This window comes from Pseudomonas sp. AM8 (assembly GCF_036346475.1).
GTDB lineage: Bacteria > Pseudomonadota > Gammaproteobacteria > Pseudomonadales > Pseudomonadaceae > Aquipseudomonas > Aquipseudomonas marginalis.
Genome location: NZ_JAOTNX010000002.1, coordinates 799,440 through 817,185, shown reverse-complemented (window position 1 = coordinate 817,185; position 17,746 = coordinate 799,440). Strand labels below are relative to the sequence as shown.

General features: G+C 63.1%; 15 protein-coding genes. 10 read left to right on the top strand and 5 right to left on the bottom strand.

Annotation, left to right across the window (positions count from 1 at the left end):
* Both V3W40_RS08825 and V3W40_RS08820 read left to right on the top strand, forming a co-directional pair.
* Entirely contained in the window at positions 1-1,461 is a 1,461-nt protein-coding gene (locus V3W40_RS08825) for an NAD-dependent succinate-semialdehyde dehydrogenase (RefSeq protein ID WP_330214858.1), read from the top strand.
* 20 nt (positions 1,462-1,481) lie between these two features.
* Entirely contained in the window at positions 1,482-2,573 is a 1,092-nt protein-coding gene (locus V3W40_RS08820; RefSeq protein WP_330214857.1) for a tartrate dehydrogenase, read from the top strand.
* A gap of 226 nt (positions 2,574-2,799) precedes the next feature.
* Here V3W40_RS08820 and V3W40_RS08815 read toward each other — a convergent pair whose 3' ends face one another.
* Entirely contained in the window at positions 2,800-3,726 is a 927-nt protein-coding gene (locus V3W40_RS08815; protein ID WP_330214934.1) for a 2-hydroxyacid dehydrogenase, read from the bottom strand.
* 194 nt (positions 3,727-3,920) lie between these two features.
* Between V3W40_RS08815 and gabT the strand changes: the two genes are divergently transcribed.
* From gabT to V3W40_RS08785, 6 genes are all read left to right on the top strand, one after another.
* Positions 3,921-5,213 (top strand): 4-aminobutyrate--2-oxoglutarate transaminase, encoded by a 1,293-nt coding sequence (gene gabT, locus V3W40_RS08810; RefSeq protein WP_141606817.1) that lies wholly within the window; start codon positions 3,921-3,923, stop codon positions 5,211-5,213.
* 48 nt (positions 5,214-5,261) lie between these two features.
* Entirely contained in the window at positions 5,262-5,906 is a 645-nt protein-coding gene (locus V3W40_RS08805) for a 2-haloalkanoic acid dehalogenase (protein WP_330214856.1), read from the top strand.
* 45 nt (positions 5,907-5,951) lie between these two features.
* Positions 5,952-6,440 carry an Lrp/AsnC family transcriptional regulator gene (locus V3W40_RS08800; protein WP_010449292.1) on the top strand — a complete coding sequence of 163 codons (489 nt, stop codon included), beginning with the start codon at positions 5,952-5,954 and terminating at the stop codon, positions 6,438-6,440.
* Positions 6,441-7,265: 825 nt separating this feature from the next.
* Positions 7,266-8,036: a DUF4198 domain-containing protein gene (locus V3W40_RS08795; RefSeq protein ID WP_242001079.1), complete on the top strand. Its 771-nt coding sequence runs from the start codon at positions 7,266-7,268 to the stop codon at positions 8,034-8,036.
* 28 nt (positions 8,037-8,064) lie between these two features.
* Positions 8,065-9,270 carry a DUF1624 domain-containing protein gene (locus V3W40_RS08790; protein ID WP_065926969.1) on the top strand — a complete coding sequence of 402 codons (1,206 nt, stop codon included), beginning with the start codon at positions 8,065-8,067 and terminating at the stop codon, positions 9,268-9,270.
* Positions 9,271-9,339: 69 nt separating this feature from the next.
* A complete protein-coding gene (locus V3W40_RS08785) occupies positions 9,340-10,680 on the top strand; it encodes an OprD family porin (protein ID WP_442962836.1) in 1,341 nt (446 codons plus the stop codon).
* Between the two features lie 7 nt (positions 10,681-10,687).
* Here V3W40_RS08785 and V3W40_RS08780 read toward each other — a convergent pair whose 3' ends face one another.
* The 4 genes from V3W40_RS08780 to V3W40_RS08765 all read right to left on the bottom strand — a co-directional run bounded on the left by V3W40_RS08780 (position 10,688) and on the right by V3W40_RS08765 (position 15,921).
* Positions 10,688-11,512, bottom strand: a complete 825-nt coding sequence (locus V3W40_RS08780; protein ID WP_315872212.1) for a 5'-nucleotidase, lipoprotein e(P4) family — start codon at positions 11,510-11,512, stop codon at positions 10,688-10,690.
* 245 nt (positions 11,513-11,757) lie between these two features.
* Entirely contained in the window at positions 11,758-13,089 is a 1,332-nt protein-coding gene (locus V3W40_RS08775) for an OprD family porin (RefSeq protein WP_315872211.1), read from the bottom strand.
* A gap of 63 nt (positions 13,090-13,152) precedes the next feature.
* Positions 13,153-14,703, bottom strand: a complete 1,551-nt coding sequence (locus tag V3W40_RS08770) for an MFS transporter (protein WP_330214854.1) — start codon at positions 14,701-14,703, stop codon at positions 13,153-13,155.
* Positions 14,704-14,712: 9 nt separating this feature from the next.
* Entirely contained in the window at positions 14,713-15,921 is a 1,209-nt protein-coding gene (locus tag V3W40_RS08765) for an aspartate transaminase (RefSeq protein ID WP_330214853.1), read from the bottom strand.
* Between the two features lie 379 nt (positions 15,922-16,300).
* On the opposite strand from V3W40_RS08765, the gene nac reads away from it, so the two are divergent.
* Together nac and V3W40_RS08755 are read left to right on the top strand one after the other, a co-directional pair.
* Complete coding sequence (nac, locus tag V3W40_RS08760; protein ID WP_150675591.1) at positions 16,301-17,206, top strand: nitrogen assimilation transcriptional regulator NAC; 906 nt, start codon at positions 16,301-16,303, stop codon at positions 17,204-17,206.
* 114 nt (positions 17,207-17,320) lie between these two features.
* Entirely contained in the window at positions 17,321-17,734 is a 414-nt protein-coding gene (locus V3W40_RS08755; protein WP_315872208.1) for an acetyl-CoA carboxylase biotin carboxyl carrier protein, read from the top strand.
* Positions 17,735-17,746: the final 12 nt, after the last annotated feature.

The following is a 17,746-nucleotide window of genomic DNA, read 5'->3' as shown; positions in this document are numbered from 1 at the left end:
ATGCTCAAGAATCGCTTGCAAGACCCCAGCCTGCTGGCTGAACTCGCCTACGTAGATGGCCAGTGGATCGCTGCCGACAGCGGCGCCACCCTGGACATCCGCGACCCGGCCACCGGCCACTTGATTGCCCAGGTGCCGGCCATGGACGCGGTGGACACCCGCCGCGCCATCGAAGCCGCCGAGCGTGCCTGGCCGGCCTGGCGCGCACGCCCGGCTGCCGAACGCGCGGCGCTGCTGGAGCGCTGGTACCAGGTGATGATCGACAACCTCGATGACCTGGCGCTGATCATGACCTGCGAGCAGGGCAAACCCCTGAACGAAGCCCGTGGCGAAGTGCGCTACGGTGCCGGTTTCGTCAAATGGTTCGCCGAGGAAGCGCGCCGGGTCTACGGCGAAACCATGCCCGCGCCCAGCGGTGATCGGCGTTTGCTGACCCTCAAGCAACCGGTGGGCGTATGCGCCGCCATCACCCCATGGAATTTCCCCAACGCGATGATCACGCGCAAATGCGCGCCGGCGCTGGCCGCCGGTTGCCCGATCATCGTCAAACCCTCGGACCTCACGCCGCTGTCGGCCCTGGCCCTGGCGGTGCTGGCCGAGCGCGTCGGCATTCCGGCCGGGGTGTTCAATGTGATCACCGGCTTGCCCGCCGGCATTGGCGAAGAGCTGACCGGCAACCCGGCGGTGCGCAAGATTTCCTTTACCGGCTCCACCGCCGTCGGCCGCCTGTTGATGCGCCAGAGCGCCGAGCACATCAAGCGCTTGAGCCTGGAACTGGGCGGCAATGCGCCGTTTATCGTGTTCGACGATGCCGACCTGGAGCAGGCGGTGGCCGGGGTGATGCTCAGCAAGTTCCGCAACGCCGGGCAAACCTGCGTGTGCGCCAACCGCATCCTGGTGCAGGACGGTATCTACGCGCGTTTCGCGGCGCGGCTGGTGGAAGAGGTGGGCAAGCTCAAGGTCGGCAACGGCCTGGACGACGGCGTGACCATCGGCCCGCTGATCAACCCCGCAGCGGTGAGCAAAGTCGCGCGGCATATCGACGACGCCCTGAGCCAGGGCGCCCGGCTGCTGTGCGGCGCCGTCCCCAGCGGTGACAGCCAGTTTGTGCAGCCCACGGTACTTGGCGATACCCTCGCCGGGATGTTGCTGGCCAATGAAGAAACCTTCGGCCCGGTGGCACCGCTGATGCGCTTTACCGACGAAGCCCAGGCCCTCGCCCTGGCCAACGCCACCCCGTACGGCCTGGGCGCCTACTATTTCACCCAGGACCTGCAGCGTTCGTGGCGCTTTGGCGAGGCCCTGGAGTTCGGCATGGTCGGGCTCAACACGGGGATCATCTCGATGGAAGTCGCGCCGTTCGGCGGCATCAAGCAATCGGGCCTGGGGCGCGAAGGCAGCAAGTACGGCCTGGACGAATACCTTGAAGTCAAAGCCTTCCATATCGGTGGGCTGAACTGAATTTTTGCGAGGCATGCACCATGAGCAAGGCATTCAGAATCGCCGCGATTGCCGGCGATGGCATCGGCAAGGAAGTCCTGCCCGAAGGGCTGCGGGTACTGGAGCAGGCCGCCAGGATCTGGGACCTGGACCTGAGCATCGAAGTGCTCGACTGGGCCCACTGCGATTACTACCTGGAACACGGGCAGATGATGCCCGAGGACTGGTTCGAGCAGCTCAAGGGCTTTGACGCGATCTACTTCGGCGCCGTGGGCTGGCCGGACAAAGTCCCGGACCATATTTCCCTGTGGGGCTCGCTGCTCAAGTTCCGCCGCGACTTCGACCAGTACGTGAACATCCGCCCGGTGCGGCTGTTCCCCGGCGTGCCTTGCCCTCTGGCCGGGCGCGCGCCGGGGGACATCGACTTTGTGGTGATCCGCGAAAACACCGAGGGCGAATACTCCTCGGTGGGCGGCAAGATGTTTGAAGGCACCGAGCATGAGTTCGTGCTGCAGGAATCGGTGTTCACTCGACGTGGGGTTGATCGCATTCTCAAGTTCGCCTTCGACCTGGCCCAGACTCGTCCGCGCAAGAAGCTGACGGCGGCGACCAAGTCCAATGGGATTTCCATCAGCATGCCTTACTGGGATGAACGCACGGCATTGATGGCGGCGAACTATCCCGAGGTGACGTGGGACAAGCAGCACATCGACATCCTGTGTGCGCGGTTTGTGTTGCAGCCGGACCGCTTTGATGTGGTGGTGGCCTCGAATCTGTTCGGCGACATCCTGTCGGACCTGGGGCCGGCGTGTGCGGGGACCATCGGGATCGCGCCGTCGGCGAACCTGGATCCGGAGCGGCGGTTTCCGTCATTGTTCGAGCCGGTGCATGGGTCGGCGCCGGATATCTATGGGCAGAACATTGCCAATCCGATTGCGATGATCTGGTCGGGGGCATTGATGCTGGACTTTTTGGGCAATGGGGAAGGGCGTTATCGGGACGCGCATGATGGGATATTGCGGGCGATTGAGGCGGTGATTGCAGAAGGGGGGGTCACGCCGGATCTGGGGGGCCGGGGATCGACTCAGGATGTGGGATTGGCAATTGCGACGCGGTTGGCTGAGGCGAATTGATCAACGCGCGGCGGCCTTATAGCCGATCGGCGTTCTGCCTGATGTACTGGGTTAAAAATGTGGGAGGGGGCTTGCTCCCGATGAGGCGGTGTCAGTGGATGCATCTGGTACTGACCCACCGCCATCGGGAGCAAGCCCCCTCCCACAATTTGATCTGCATACATCAGGTAAACCTTGGCCTGCTCTTGCGGCCTTGGAACCGACGGCCTTGGAACCGAATAGGTACTCAATACCCCCGCAACCGATCCACCTCACCCACCATCTCCTCCCCCCGCTCAAACCGCCGAATATTCTCCAACAACACCCCAAACGCACTCTCCGGCTGGGTCATAGCCGCAATATGCGGCGTCAACAACACCTGCGGGTGCTCCCAAAACGGATGCTCCGGCGTCGCCGGCTCTTCCCGCAGCACATCCAGCACCGCCCCACTCAACTGCCCACTCTCCAGCGCCTCGAGCAAATCCTCTTCAACCAGGTGCCCCCCACGGCCCATATTCACCAACCCCGCCCCCCGTGGCAGTTGCGCAAACAAGCGCCGGTCCAGGATCCCCTGGGTCTGCTCCGTCAACGGCAACACGCACAGCAAAATATCGCACTGGCTGAGAAACGCCGGGAGTTGCGCTTCCCCCGCATAACACTCCACCCCCGGCACCCGGTGCGTACTGCGCGCCCAGCCGGACAGGGCAAAGCCCAGCGGTGCCAAGGTCGCCAGGATCTGCTGGGCCTGGGCACCCAACCCCATTACCCCCACACGCCGGTTCGCAGCCGGATGCAACAGGTGCGCCTGCCAACAGCGCGCCACCTGTTGCTGGCGGTAGCGCAACATATCCCGGTGCAGGCTCAGCACCGCCCAACTGGCGTATTCGCACATGCCGCGGGTGATGCCCGGATCCAACAGGCGCACCACCGGCAGGCCCGCAGGCAGGCGATCAAGGTCCAACTGATCGACACCGGCCGACAACGCAAACAACACCTTCAGGTTGGGCAGCACGCGCGCCAGATCGTCCGGCGCCTGCCAGGCGGCCAGGTAGTCGACCTCGGCGGGGTTGCCGAGGTCGGGCCAGGTGCGCCATTCGATGTCCGGCGCGTGTTGGGCGAACAGTGCCTGCCAGTGTCGGCCGCGCACCGGGTCAGCTTTGTAGAGCAAGGCCATGGGCATTTCCTGCTGGATAAACGGAAGCATCATCATCGCCCAAAGCCCGGCGCAGGATCTGTTGAAACGCGGGGCGAAAACAGTTGATCCGAATTTCTCACGGGGCAAGTTCGGCGTAGTTGGTTGCCCGCAGGCCGTACTCTGGACTGCATCGCAACCACCTTCCGGTTGCCGGACTCACGATGGGAAATGCCATGAATAGCAAAGTCGACGAAACCCCTCATTTGCTCCGTCAGCGCGAGCAGTTCGTGCCCCGTGGCCTGGTGACCGCGCACCCGCTGGTGATCGACCGCGCCCAGGGCGCCGAATTGTGGGACGTGGATGGCAAGCGTTACCTGGACTTCGTCGGCGGTATCGGCGTGCTCAACATCGGCCATAACCACCCCAAGGTGGTCGCCGCCGTGCAGGCCCAGTTGCAGAAGGTTTCCCATGCCTGCTTCCAGGTGGTGGCCTACCAGCCTTACCTCGACCTGGCCCAGCGCCTGTGTGAAATGATCGGCGGCCAGGAAGCCTATAAAGCGGCGTTTTTCACCTCCGGCGCCGAGGCGGTGGAAAATGCGGTGAAGATCGCCCGCGCCCATACCAATCGCTCGGCGGTCATCGCCTTCCGTGGCGGTTTCCACGGGCGCACATTGCTGGGCACCACGCTCACCGGCATGAGCCAGCCCTACAAGCAGAACTTCGGGCCGTTTGCGCCGGAGGTGTTCCATACCCCTTACCCGAACGCTTATCGCGGCGTGACCAGTGACATCGCGCTCAAGGCCCTGGATGAGTTGCTGGCGACCCAGGTAGCGCCGGAGCGGGTGGCTGCGATCATCATCGAACCGGTGCAGGGCGACGGCGGTTTCCTCACTGCGCCCCCTGAGTTTCTCCAGGCGCTGCGAGCGTTGGCCGACAAGCATGGCATCGTGTTGATCCTCGACGAGATCCAGACCGGCTTCGGTCGCACCGGCACCTGGTTCGGTTTCCAGCACGCGGGCATCCAGCCCGACCTGGTTACCGTGGCCAAGAGCCTGGCCGGCGGCTTGCCGTTGTCCGGCGTGGTCGGCAAGGCGCACATCATGGATGCACCGCTGCCCGGCGGGCTGGGCGGCACCTACGGTGGTAATGCGCTGGCCTGTGCGGCGGCGTTGGCGGTGATCGATGCGTTCGAGCAGGAGCAGTTGCTGGCGCGCAGCCAAGTACTGGGCGAGCGCCTGCGCCAGGGGTTGCTCGATTTGCAGGCGCGCTGCTCGCGCATCGGCGATGTGCGCGGCACCGGCTTTATGTTGGCGATGGAGTTGATCAAGGATGACCCGGCCCGCACCCCGGATGCCGACCTCAACCAACGCCTGATCGATGCAGCCCGGGCCGGTGGTTTGCTGGTGATCAAGTGCGGGGTACATCGCAATGTGCTGCGCTTCCTCGCGCCGCTGGTGACCAGCGAAGCCCAGGTCGACGAAGCGCTGGAAATCCTCGACGGCGCCTTGGCACGGGTCTTGAACTGAGGCTGTGCCCGCTACGGGCCAACTGCGGCATTGGAGGCTTGACCCCACATGGGACTGACAGATTATCGAGCGTTGCTGATCGATTGCGATGAAGTGCTGGTGGATCGCGATTCAGGGGTGTGGGCGGCGTTGCAGCCGCTGCTCGACAGCCGTGGCGGGCAGCCGGCCAAGGATCAGGTGCTGGCCGAATTCAACATGCAGGTTGCCAGGCTCTACCCGCGTTTCGCCGAGCTGGGTTTCAGTGGCGTGTTGTGTTTTGCCCATCGCCAACTGGCCGAAAGTTGGGGGCTGCACGCCAGTTGGGAGGAGGGCATGAGCTTTGCGCGTTCGGCGGGCAATTGGTCGTTGTTCGAGGATGCGCCGGGGGCCATGCTGTACCTGCGCAAGTTCTACCGTTTGCTGGTGCGTGGCGACCGTGATGCCGAGGACCGCGGGGTGTTGTGCGAGCGATTGGGGATTGCACCGGAAGATTTCATTTCCCTCGCCGAAGACCCGCAATGGCTCACGGACCGAGGCGCGCAGCTGCAACCGGTGCTGCATGTGACGCGACCGGCGGTCGGCGCACACGGGGCGCTGGACCGCTGTTTGATCGGCCGCCACCGGGCACGGCAGCCTTCGCCTTGTGCGGCGGAGTACTGCATCAACAGCATGGCGGATCTGGTGGCGCAGCATCAGCTGTCTTTACGGCGCTGATTTTGCTAGAAGATTGTCTTACAAATGGCAGTCAAGAGGTACGTGATGGAAGGGCAAGTCAAGCTGGACCGGATCGACATCAGTATTCTGGTTGAACTGCAAAAAGACGGGCGGATGACCAATGTCAGCCTCGCCGATGCCGTGGGCCTGTCCGCCAGCCCCTGCCTGCAACGGGTCAAGCGGTTGGAATCGGCCGGGTATATTTCCAGCTACAAGGCGCACTTGAACCTGGCCAAGATCACCGACTCGGTGACGGTGTTTACCGAGATCACCCTCAGCGACCATAAACGCGAAGACTTCGCCAAGTTCGAATCGAATATCCGCCTGGTGGACGAGGTACTTGAGTGCCACTTGATCAGCGGTGGCTACGACTATCTGGTGCGTTTCATGACTCGCAGCATCCAGCACTACCAGGAAGTGGTCGAGAGCCTGTTGGATAAGAACATTGGCATCTCCAAGTACTTCAGCTACATCGTGATCAAGTCACCGGTGCTCAAGGATGGTGTGCCGTTGCGCAAACTGCTGCGGCACTGACCCACGCTCGCTTTCCTGTGGGAGGGACTTGCCCCCGATGGCGGCCTGACGGCCGACGAGGATGTTGGATCAGATCGAGTACATATCCGTTGCTGCGGTAACGGCCACTTAGGGTTTCGCTCTTACAGCGACTCACTTTTGAACAGCGCAAAAGTAAGCAAAACGCTTCGCCCCACCACTCGGCACCTCGCCCAGGCTCGGTGTGCCCGTAATCCGACAGTGATTTGGGGGGCCGCCGCCACGCGCCATCCATGGTGCGGGGCGGCTAAACCGGCATCCCTGCCGGTTTACCCCCCAAATCACTGTCGAATTCCGGCCAGCGTGGTTTAACGGGGCGCCTGAGATCAAGATCAAGATCAAAAGCAAGATCAAGGGCGGCTCGCTTCGCATCGTGGTTACTGTTGGCGGCTACGACGTTGTTAGATAGCTATGCCCCGACGGCGGTCTTTCAGCTGACCCCGCTTTATGGGGTGAACCGGTTCAAATGTGGGAGCTGGCTTGCCTGCGATGCAGGCACCTCGGTACATCAGGTACACAGCTTTGCGCAGGGCGTGGGAACGATCAAAGCTCACTGCTTTTGCACCTCAATTGGACACGCTCACTCGTAGTCTTGGCTAAACGCCTCATCTCGACGCAACCCGCATAAAACACTTTTTCGGGCCCTTAAACAGTGGTCTGCACCGATCCGTGGGTGCAATTCGGCGAAAAACGCAAAAGGGCCTGCGCTGTAATGCTCGCAGAGTGAGGGAGCGCAGGGTTGTGCGGTGTTTTCCAGCCGCGACAGCCTTGGGTTGAACACCACCAATCGGAGCGAAAAAAATGCGAATGAGCAACGCAAAAGCACTGTTGGGTTATGGGGCGTTCATGCTGGCGACCGCCAGCGAGGCGCATCAGATTTGGTACGAACAACTTCCCGGCCAGCCATTGGCCTTGTACTACGGGGAGTATGACAAGAATGTTCTGGAGGTGACCCCGGGGGGCATGGACCGGTTCAGGCAGCTGCGGGCCTGGTCGATGGCCGACCGGTCGGCACCGCTGCAGCTGAGCCTGCAGCGCCAGGCGTTCCTGCTGGCGGAGCAGCCCGGGCAAGAGGATTCGCTGCTGGCGCAAGACCTGCACTATCCGATGTTCGATGTGCATGAAGGCGCCAAGACCTTGAAAGCCGCCTGGACCCCGGCCACGCGTTGGGTCGGTGACCTGCGGGCCCGTAGCCCGGAGCTGACCCTGGATATCGTCCCCACCGGCGTTGCCGAGGCGGGCCGTGCGCAGTTCCGGGTGTTCTACGCGGGCAAGCCGCTGACGGGCCAGGAGGTCGTGCTGGAAACCGCCTCCGGTGAAGTCTTCAAGCAGCGCAGCGATGCCGCCGGCAACGTCAGCTTCGAGCTGCCCTGGCAGGGCACTTACGTGGTGGCCGTCGAGTACCAGGACAACAGCCCTGGGGAGCGTCTTGATCCGGCGGGCAAGCCCGAGCGGTTTGACGTCAAACGCTTCAGTTCGACGTTGTCGTTCCACCGCCAGCAAGGCCAGGCGGCGTTACCTCGCGCGCCGTCGCAACTGCCGGCATCGGAAGTCGCCAGGCTGAAAAAGTCAGCCTGATTCATTGCCTCCTTCATGAGTGATTGATATGACCCTTTCTTCAGGATTGGCCGGTCAGGCGGGCACTGTTGCGCCGACGCTTGCCCGCACGAACGTCACGGCGGCCACGCGCATGCTGGCTATCGATGCGCTGCGTGGTTTTGTGATGCTGTTGATGCTCATCGACCATGTGCGCGAAACCTTCTTGCTGCACCGGCAGGTCACCGACCCGATCGACGCCTTGAGTGTCACCCCGGACCTGTATTTCACCCGTATGCTCAGCGAGATCTGCGCCCCGGCGTTTATCTTCCTGACGGGCTTGTCGGCCTGGCTCTACAGCCAGAAACACAGCGCCCGCGAAACCTCGGTGTTTTTGCTCAAGCGCGGGCTGTTCCTGGTGTTCCTGGAAATCACCTTCGTGTGCTTTGCCTGGAATGCCGAATTCCCACCCAAGACGTTGTGGCTGCAAGTGATCTGGTGTATCGGCCTGTGCATGATCGTGCTCGCCGGTTTGCTGCACTTCAAGCGCGCCTGGCTGATCGTGCTGGGGGTGGCGATTGTCGCCGGGCATAACCTGCTCGACGGCGTGAGCGTCGGGCCGGAGTCGCCGTTCTTCGTGCCCTGGTCGATCCTGCATCAGCGGGTGTTTATCGACATTACCGAATTCACCCGCGCCCGCACGACGTATCCGATATTGCCGTGGATCGGTGTGATCCTGCTGGGCTGGGGCATCGGCCCGTGGTTTGGCAAGGCAATGCCGTCGGCGGAGCGTATCTCGCGCCTGGTCAAGCTGGGTGCAGGCTTGCTGGTCGCGTTCGTGTTTATCCGCTACCTCAATGTGTATGGCGAGAAACCCTGGGTGCAGACCGGTGATGCGCTGCGCACCTTCATGAGCTTCATGAGCGCGAAGAAATACCCGCCGTCGCTGATGTTCCTGATGCCCACCCTGGGCCTGTCGCTGCTGCTGTTGGCGCTGTTCGAGAAGTGGCAGGCCCGCTGGGCCACTGCGACCCTGGCGATCTACGGTGGGGCGCCGATGTTTTTCTACTTGCTGCACCTGTACGTGCTCAAGGCCATGTACCTGGTCGCGCTGGCGATCTGGGGCGCCAACCAAGGCACCTACTACGGTTTTGACGACCTGCCGATGGTGTGGTTGTGGAGCGTGATACTCGGGGTGTTGCTGTTCTTCCCGACACGCTGGTTCGCCGACCTCAAACAGCGTCGTCGCGACATCGCGATTCTCAAATACCTCTGACGGAACCAACGGTGTTCTGCGTCCTGCGGAACACCTTTGCCTGACACGTTCTGGAGTCAAACCGTGAAGATGCTATCGACCCGCACCCTGCTATTGGCATTGGGAGGGCAGAGCCTGCTCGCCTTCGCCGCCGAACAAGACACCGCCAAAGGCTTTATCGAGGACAGCCAGTGGAACCTGCTCAACCGCAGTGTCTACGACCGCCGCGACTACCAGCATGGCGCCCTCAGCAACGGCGCACGCAACGCCTACAAACCGCGATCCCAGCGCAGCGACCTGGCGGAAGAATGGGCCTATGGCCTGATGGCTGACTACGCCTCGGGTTTCACCACCGGTACCCTGGGTTTTGGCCTGGATGCGCACGTTTATTCCGCCTGGCAACTGGACAGTGGCGGTGGGCGCACCGGGAAGGCACGGCTATTGGCGGTGGACAATGACGGCCACCCCAAGGAGCAGTTCAGCCGCGGTGGCGCAGTTGCCAAACTACGCGTTTCCTCCACCGAATTGCGCTACGGCGAGCAGCGGGTGAAAACCCCGGTGTTTGCCTCGTCCGACAGCCGCTTGCTGCCCGAAACCGCGACGGGATGGTGGTTGACCAGCCGCGAGTTGCCGGCCACCACCCTGTTCGCGGGGCACTTCAATGAGAGCACCGACCGCAACGCCAGCAGCCATGACCGAGGGTTTGTCGTCAACTATTCCAACGGCAGGCAAGGCGACCGCTTTGACTTGGTGGGCGTGCGCAATACGGCAATCAAGGGGCTGAGCGCCAGCGTGTTCAGTGCTGTCTATGAAGACACCTGGCGCCAGCATTACCTGGGGGCGGTCTACACCCGGCCGCTGTTTCCCGGCCAGGCACTGACCGTTGACCTGAACCTGTATCGCACCCAGGACACTGGCAAGGCGTTGTCGGGGCGCATCGATAACACCACATGGAGCCTGCTCTCGACCTATCGGTTCGGTGCCCACAGTGTGGGCGTGGGGTATCAGAAAGTCAGTGGCGACACGCCGTTCGACTACGTGACGCGCGGGGCGATTTACCTGAGCAACGCCGTGGCGTTGTCCGACTTCAACGCCCCACGGGAGGCCTCGTGGCAGGCGCGCTATGACCTGGACCTGGCGGCCCATGGCATGCCCGGCCTGAGCCTGGCGGCGTTGTATGTCCGCGGCAGTGGCATCGACGGCCGCCACATGGATCCTGGCGGTGGCTACCAATGGCTCGGCTACGGTGATGGGGGCAAACACTGGGAACGCGACCTGCAAGCACGCTACGTGGTGCAGTCCGGGGCCGCGAAAAATCTCGCCTTTACCCTGCGCCATGCCGTGCACCGGGGCAATGCGGCCCAGGCGGAGCTGGATGCCAACCAGATCCGCCTGGCGGTCGAGTACCCATTGGGCGGGCGCTTGCACTAGGCCGGCGTTACTCCTGCAACTGCAACGCCTGCTGCTTGAGCTGGCGTTTCTGCGCGAACGGCAGCTTTTCATCGTCCCCATAGGGCGCGCTGTACCAGTTGCCGTAAGTCGGGTTGGGCAGCAAAAACCAGCGCTGCCCGAGCCAGTTCACATAGGGTTCGACGGCCTTGCGCTGGGCCTCGAGGGTGTTGCGTTCGGCCTGGACGAAATCCCCCAGGGAATCACCGGCCATCAATAGCACGCGAGCCTGGCTGGCGACCCATTGGCGGCGGCAGTTCTTGCCGTAGCCGGCGCTTTCGCAGTGCCCGGTAGGCGTGCTGGCGGCGAGCACCTGTTGATGGCTCTCCACCGGAAAACCGCGCAGGCGCAGGTTGGCCACCGTGGCCGCGACCTGGCTGTGCTCGCGGTTGGTCAGGTAGTAAACCGTGATGCCTTTTTGTTGCGCCGCTTGCAGGAACGCCACGGCACCGGGGAGGGCCTGGGCCTTGGCCTGGTCGACCCAGGTGTTCCAGCGGTCGTAGCCATACACTTGGTTATTGATGACGTCGCGGGCATTGAGCGGCACGTTGTCCAGCAGGGTTTCGTCAATATCCACCACCACCGCCGGCGGCAGGCCGCTCAGGTTGCGGGGCGGGAAGGGCAGCGCGTCCCAGCTGGGATCGGCCAGCGCCACGTCGAGCTGGCGGGTGGCATGGGCGAAGACCTGGCGATAGATCAACTCGTGTTCGATGGAGGTCTGGGTCCAGAGTACGGCGTCGAGCTGGTCGTTGGCCGGCGGCGTTTGTTGGCAGCCTGCCAGCAGGCACAGGCTGGCGAAGATCAGGGGTCGCATGCAGAGGTCTCGCAGGGAAAGGGCGCGTGGGCGGCACCTTAGCCTAATCCGGCGTGGATTCACCACATTGCGAAACTTTTGCCGGATGCGAAATTGACGTGATTGTGAAACTTATCATCTAGCATCGGCCTCATCGCCAGCTCGATGTTGCCGGCATCGCTGCGCTACACCCTGGAACACATCAGCCAGCCATAACGCCAGTCAAACTGTGGGAGGGGGCAGGCCCCCTCCCACATTTGATCGGCTTACAAGATGCTCAACGGGTAACTGATGATCACCCGATGCTCATCGCTGTCACGCTGGGTGGTCACTTCGGTGCGCAATGAGGCATGGCGCAAGGCGATGCTCAGGTTCTTCAGCGGGCCTTGCTGGAACACATAGCTCACGGTCAGGTTGCGTTCCCACTCGCTCTTGTCACCCGTTGGCGTGCGGATGTTCGAGCCACTTTCGTACATGCCCATAAAGCTCAGGCCTGGCACGCCGACCGTGGCGAAGTCATAGCCGTAACGCACCTGCCAGGTGGTTTCCCCGGCGCGCTGGAATTTGCCGATCATCGACTCGGTCATGAAGTAGGCCGTGGAACCGTCACCCTGGTTCAGCCACACCGCATCGCTGTCGCCGCTGACCTGTTGCAGGCCGGCGGCAATCGTATGGCCGTTGACCAGGTAGCTGAACAGGGCGCTGCTCAGGCGGCTGTCGACCTTGCCCTTGGTCACGCCGTCGCCGTAGTAGCCGAAGGTGTAGAACGCCGGGTCGTTGCCGTTGGCACCGTCGGAGCGGTTGTCGAAGTGGCGCAGGTCGGTGCGCAGGGTGCCCGGGCCGATCTGCCAGTCGTACTTGAGGCCCAGGAAGTTCTGCTTATAGAAGTCCTGCAGGTTGCCGTAGTAGTACTGCAATGTCAGGTCTTTGGTGGGTTTGTAGTCGACCCCGCCGTAGTAGAACTTGTTGACGAACTCACCGCTGACCGCGTTGTTGGCGCCCGGGATCGACATGCCCATCTGGTTGCTCGAACCACGGCCTTTCACGTGTTCCAACTGGCCGAGGGTGAAGGTGAAATGGTCCAGGTCCTTGGACTGCACCTGTCCGCCGTTGAAGGTCTGTTGCAGCATGCGGTCGGTGGACATCACCACCGGCAGCATCGGCACCAGGGTCCCGTATTTCAGCTCGGTCCGGGCAAAGCGTGCCTTGGCGGTCAGGCCCAGGCTGCCGAACTCGTCCACCGCGCGACCATCGTGATCGGTGGGGAACACGTTGCCGTTGAATGCGGTGCTTTGCGGGTTGTAGTGACGGCCCTTGCCGGAGTCCAGGCGCACACCGAACATACCGATGGCGTCGATGCCGAAGCCCACCGTGCCCTGGGTGAAACCCGACTCGAAGTTGGCGATAAAGCCCTGGCCCCATTCCTGGGTGTAGTTGGGGTCGGCCGCGCCGCTGCGGTTGTCGGCGTTACTGAAGAAGTTGCGGGCCAGCACGTTGAGCTTGCTGTCTTCCACCAGGCCGGCGGCGTAGCCCTGTTGGGCGATCAGCAGGCCACAAAGGCCGGCGAGTACTGTCGGTGCGCGATTGAAAAGCTCCATCGGTGTCATCCCCATGTGTGTTTGGTTTTTTTGAGGGCAGTCAAAAGCGGCAGTGAAGGTTTTCTATTTGTTTTCAGGAGCAGGTTTTTCAGGAGCGACGGTGGCCGGCACGACATGCAGTCGCACCGGCGGCAAGCGGTACAGGATGAACAGCGCCAGCACGCCGATCCCGGCGCACAGCAACAGGCCTACGCCAACGGACTGAGCCAGGGCATCCCGGGCCAGGTTCAGCCACGGCGAGGCGTCGAGGCTGGCATGCAACAGCGTTTGCGGATCGGCGTACACGGCAATGCCCTCGGCGTGATTCGCGGCGAGAAACACCCGCTGCACATTGGCGCTGTACAGCAGGTTGACCAGCACCCCCATGCCCGCGGTGCCGAGCAGCCCGCCGACCAGGCGCAGGGACTGGGTCAGTGCCGTGGCAATCCCCAGGAACTGCCGTTCGGCCAGGGTCTGGGTGAAGACCGTGAGGTTGAGCAGGATAAATCCCAGCCCCAGGCCGGCCAGCAGGATCAAACCGAGCAACAGGTTGAACGCGGCCCCGCGCCCGACCACCGCCAGGCCCAGGCACGCCAGCAGCAGCGCGACAAAGCCCGCCAGCGGCAAATGGTTGGGGTTGCGCAAACGGGTCACGATGCGGCTGTTGACGATGGCCCCCAAGGTGATGCTCAACGCCAGCGGCGTGATCAGCAGGCCGGCGTCCTGGGGCGAGTAGCCGTAGGCGCCTTGCAGCAACAGCGGCAGGTAGAACAACAGCGAAAACATGATCGCGCCGGCCGCCACCGACAGCACGAACAACAATCGCAGGCTCGGCAAGCTGAATAACGCCGCCGGCAACAGCGCATGCGGGCAACGCCGCTCCCAGTGCCACAGCGCGATGATCGCGGCAATACAGCCCAGGCCCAGGGCGGCGCTCAACGCCAGGCTCGAATGCCCCAGCCATTCCACAAACAATTGCAGGCTGCCCAGGGCTGTGGCGATCAGCAGCGCGCCGGGCCAGTCCAGGCGAATGCCGCTGCGCTGCTGCGGGCGGTACCAGGGCAGGAAGCGCCAGGCGATCAACAGCGCCAGGCACCCCAGGGGCAGGTTGAGGTAGAACACCGAGCGCCAGCCAAAGGCGCCGGTCAGGTAACCCCCCAGGCCCGGGCCGATGGCATTGACCACGCTGAACAGCGCACTCAAGAGCATTTGCCAGCGCAGGCGTTGACGGGTATCGGGAAACAGTTCGGGAATGCAGGCGAACGCGGTGCCGATCAGCATGCCGCCGCCCACGCCTTGCAAGGCGCGGCCGATCACCAGCACCCGCATGTCATCGGCCACGGCGCAGGCCAGGGAGGCCAGGGTGAAAATCAACGTGGCGGCGAGCACGAACGGCTTGCGCCCGTAGTAATCCCCCAGCCTCCCGAAAATCGGAATGGTGACGATGGACGCCAACAGGTAACCGGTGGCCGCCCACGCGTAGAGTTCAAAGCCATCGAGTTCGGCGACGATGCTTGGCAAGGCGTTGCCGATCACCGTCTGGTCGAGTGCCGAGAGCATCAGCACCAGGGAGATGCCGAGCATGGCCAGCAAGGCTTGCTGGAAACTCAAGGGCGGGTGGGCTGCCACGGTCATGGTCGGCCCTCAGCGCAACGCGGTGACGGCGGTGGCGATGCGTGCACAGCCCTGGTCGAGAGTAGCGATCGCGGTGGCGATCGACATACGGAAAAACGGCGCCAGGCCATACGCCGTGCCGGCTACCACCGCCACGCCCTGGCTTTCCAGCAGGTACATCACGACGTCGCTGTCGGTGTGCAGCACCTTGTCCTCGGGCGTGGTTTTACCCAGCAGGCCAGCGCAATTCACATACAGGTAGAACGCACCATCGGGCTTGCGGCAACTGAGGCCGGGAATGGCATTGAGCAGCTCCAGGCAGCGGTCGCGGCGTTGCTGGTAGACCAACACGCTTTGCTTGACGAAGCTCTGGTCGCCGTTGAGCGCTTCCACCGCCGCCGCCTGGCTGATCGAGCAGGCATTGCTGGTGGACTGCGATTGCAGGGTGGCCATGGCGCCGATCAGGTCGGCGGGGCCTGCGGCGTAACCGATGCGCCAGCCGGTCATGGCGTAGGTCTTGGACACGCCGTTGACCACCAGGCTGCGCTCGCTCAAGGCCGGCTCGATGGCGAGGATATGCGGGTTGTCCAGGCCGTCGAAACGGATGTGCTCGTAGATGTCATCGGTCATCAGCAGCACATGCGGATAGTCCAGCAGCACATCGGCCAGGGCGCGCAATTCGCTGTGGCTGTAGCTGGCGCCGGTGGGGTTGCTGGGGGAGTTGAGCAGCAGCCAGCGGGTACGCGGGGTGATCGCCGCGCGCAGCTGGCCTGGGGTCAGCTTGAAGCCGTTGTGTTCAGGGCAGGCGAGGGTCACGGGCTCGCCTTCGCAGGCCAGCACCATGTCCGGGTACGACACCCAGTATGGCGCCGGGATCAGCACCTCATCGCCGGCGCCGAGGGTGGCGGCGAAGGCGTTGAAGATCGCACTTTTGGCGCCGCTGGTCACCAGCACTTGCTGGGCGGTGTAGATCAGGGCGTTTTCCCGTGCCAGCTTGTCGACGATGGCCTGGCGCAGCTCCGGGGTACCGGCGTTCTGGGTGTAGCGGGTTTCACCGCGCTCGATGGCGGCACTGGCGGCCTGGCGAATGTTAGGTGGCGTATCGAAATCCGGCTCGCCCACCACCAGGTTGATGATGGACTGGCCCTGGCGACGCAGCTCGTTGGCGCGGTCGGACGCGGCGCTGCTGGGCGATGGTTTGATGCGTTGCACACGGGCGGCGATGCGGGAGGCAGTCACAGGCGTTCCTCGTTGATGGCGTTGACAGGGGCCACAGTACGAGGCGCGGGGAAGGGCGCCATAAGATGAGTTCGTTCTGGTTTGATAGGCAGTGCTTATGGCTGGGGTTGCACTGTTGTGGTGCCTCCAGTCCTGGCTGCTCCGGGCGGGTGCTTTGGATCGGAGATCAGGGACAGCCATAGCAAAGCCTTATGGCTGGTTATACGGATGGCCTGTCTTTTGCAAACCTGCCAGGTGTACGCAAAACCAAATGTGGGAGGGGGCTTGCTCCCGATAGCAGTATGTCAGTCACAGATGCATCAACTGACACTGCCTCATCGGGAGCAAGCCCCCTCCCACATTTAAGGCATCACTTGTCCATTACATGAGCATCGCCATTTTGAACCTGCGCCGCCTGAAGTATTTCGTGAAACTGGTCGACATCGGCAGCATGACCCAGGCCGCCGATGTACTGCATGTGGCGCAACCGGCGTTGAGCCAACAACTGGCAACCCTGGAAGCCGAGCTGCAACAGCAGCTGTTGATTCGCACCAAGCGCGGCGTCACGCCGACTGAGGCGGGCAAGGTGTTGTATGCCCATGCGCAGATTATTTTGCGTCAGTGCGAGCAGGCCCAGAGCGATATCAATGCCACCGGCCAGGCGTTGTCCGGGCAGGTGTCGGTGGGGCTGGCGCCGGGCACTGCGGCGTCGGCGTTGTCATTGCCGCTGCTGCGCACCGTGCGTGAGCGCCACCCTGGCATCCTGCTGTACCTCAATGAAAACTTCGGTACCACCTTGAGCGAGCTGATCATGAACGGCCGCATGGACATGGCCGTGCTGTATGGCGGGCGCGAGGTGCATGGCCTGAGTTTTGTCTCGCTGTTGCGCGAGCCGCTGTACCTGGTGAGTGCCGACCCGGCGATTGCCACGCGTGAAGAAGTGCCCCTGGCCGAACTGGCCGACATGGACATGCTGCTGCCGCGTCCCTACAACGTCATGCGCCGGCTGGTGGACGAAGCCTTCCTGCGCATTGGCCTGAGTGCGCGGGTGGTGGCCGAAATTGAATCCTCGACCACGCTGACCGCCGCCGTGGCCGACCATTTCGGCTCGACCATCCTGCCGGAGTCGTCGGCGCGGGTGATGGTGGCGGCCACTTCGGTGCACATGTGCCGCATCGTCGAACCCGAGGTGGAGGCGCCGCTGGCGCTGTGCCTGTCGGGGCATTTGCCGTTGTCGGTGCCGGCCCAGGCGGTCAAGGCGATCCTGCTGGAGCTGGTGGCGAAGATGCGTGGCAGCCTGATTTGAGCGGTCATAAGGTCGGCTTATCACCCCAAAGCCAAAGCGTCTTGGCCGCTTTTCGAGGGGCTCGGTAGATTGGGCCCATCCACTCAAGACACGCTCGACAGGCAGGGGCCATACATGGATTCAGCACGTATCAAGGGGTTGATGGATTTGCTGGCCGAATCCGATCTGCTGGAACTGAGCCTGACCGAAGGCGACAGCACGCTGCGGCTGTTCAAGCAGGCAGGTCAGGTGATCACCAGCGCCGCACCGACCGTGACTTCAGCTCCAACACCCGCCACCGCCGTGGCCAGCGCCGCCGTGGAGATCAAGGCCAGCCTCTATGGCGTCTTGCACCTGACGCCCGCCGTCGGTGAGGCGCCGTTTGTCACCGTGGGCCAAGCCATCGAGGCCGGCCAGACGGTGGCGGTGATCGAGGCGATGAAGATGTTCCACCCGGTCAAGGCCAAGGTTGCCGGCAAGTTGGTTGAGATTCTTGCCCAGGCCGGCGTCGAAGTCGAAGCGGGCCAAGCCTTGTTCCGGCTCGATTGACCCCCACGCGTA

Coding starts and splice junctions, on each gene's coding strand:
- V3W40_RS08825 (WP_330214858.1), top strand. CDS start 1: ATGCTCAAGAATCGCTTGCAAGACCCCAGCCTGCTGGCTGAACTCGCC.
- V3W40_RS08820 (WP_330214857.1), top strand. CDS start 1,482: ATGAGCAAGGCATTCAGAATCGCCGCGATTGCCGGCGATGGCATCGGC.
- V3W40_RS08815 (WP_330214934.1), bottom strand. CDS start 3,726: ATGGCCTTGCTCTACAAAGCTGACCCGGTGCGCGGCCGACACTGGCAG.
- gabT (WP_141606817.1), top strand. CDS start 3,921: ATGAATAGCAAAGTCGACGAAACCCCTCATTTGCTCCGTCAGCGCGAG.
- V3W40_RS08805 (WP_330214856.1), top strand. CDS start 5,262: ATGGGACTGACAGATTATCGAGCGTTGCTGATCGATTGCGATGAAGTG.
- V3W40_RS08800 (WP_010449292.1), top strand. CDS start 5,952: ATGGAAGGGCAAGTCAAGCTGGACCGGATCGACATCAGTATTCTGGTT.
- V3W40_RS08795 (WP_242001079.1), top strand. CDS start 7,266: ATGAGCAACGCAAAAGCACTGTTGGGTTATGGGGCGTTCATGCTGGCG.
- V3W40_RS08790 (WP_065926969.1), top strand. CDS start 8,065: ATGACCCTTTCTTCAGGATTGGCCGGTCAGGCGGGCACTGTTGCGCCG.
- V3W40_RS08785 (WP_442962836.1), top strand. CDS start 9,340: ATGCTATCGACCCGCACCCTGCTATTGGCATTGGGAGGGCAGAGCCTG.
- V3W40_RS08780 (WP_315872212.1), bottom strand. CDS start 11,512: ATGCGACCCCTGATCTTCGCCAGCCTGTGCCTGCTGGCAGGCTGCCAA.
- V3W40_RS08775 (WP_315872211.1), bottom strand. CDS start 13,089: ATGGAGCTTTTCAATCGCGCACCGACAGTACTCGCCGGCCTTTGTGGC.
- V3W40_RS08770 (WP_330214854.1), bottom strand. CDS start 14,703: ATGACCGTGGCAGCCCACCCGCCCTTGAGTTTCCAGCAAGCCTTGCTG.
- V3W40_RS08755 (WP_315872208.1), top strand. CDS start 17,321: ATGGATTCAGCACGTATCAAGGGGTTGATGGATTTGCTGGCCGAATCC.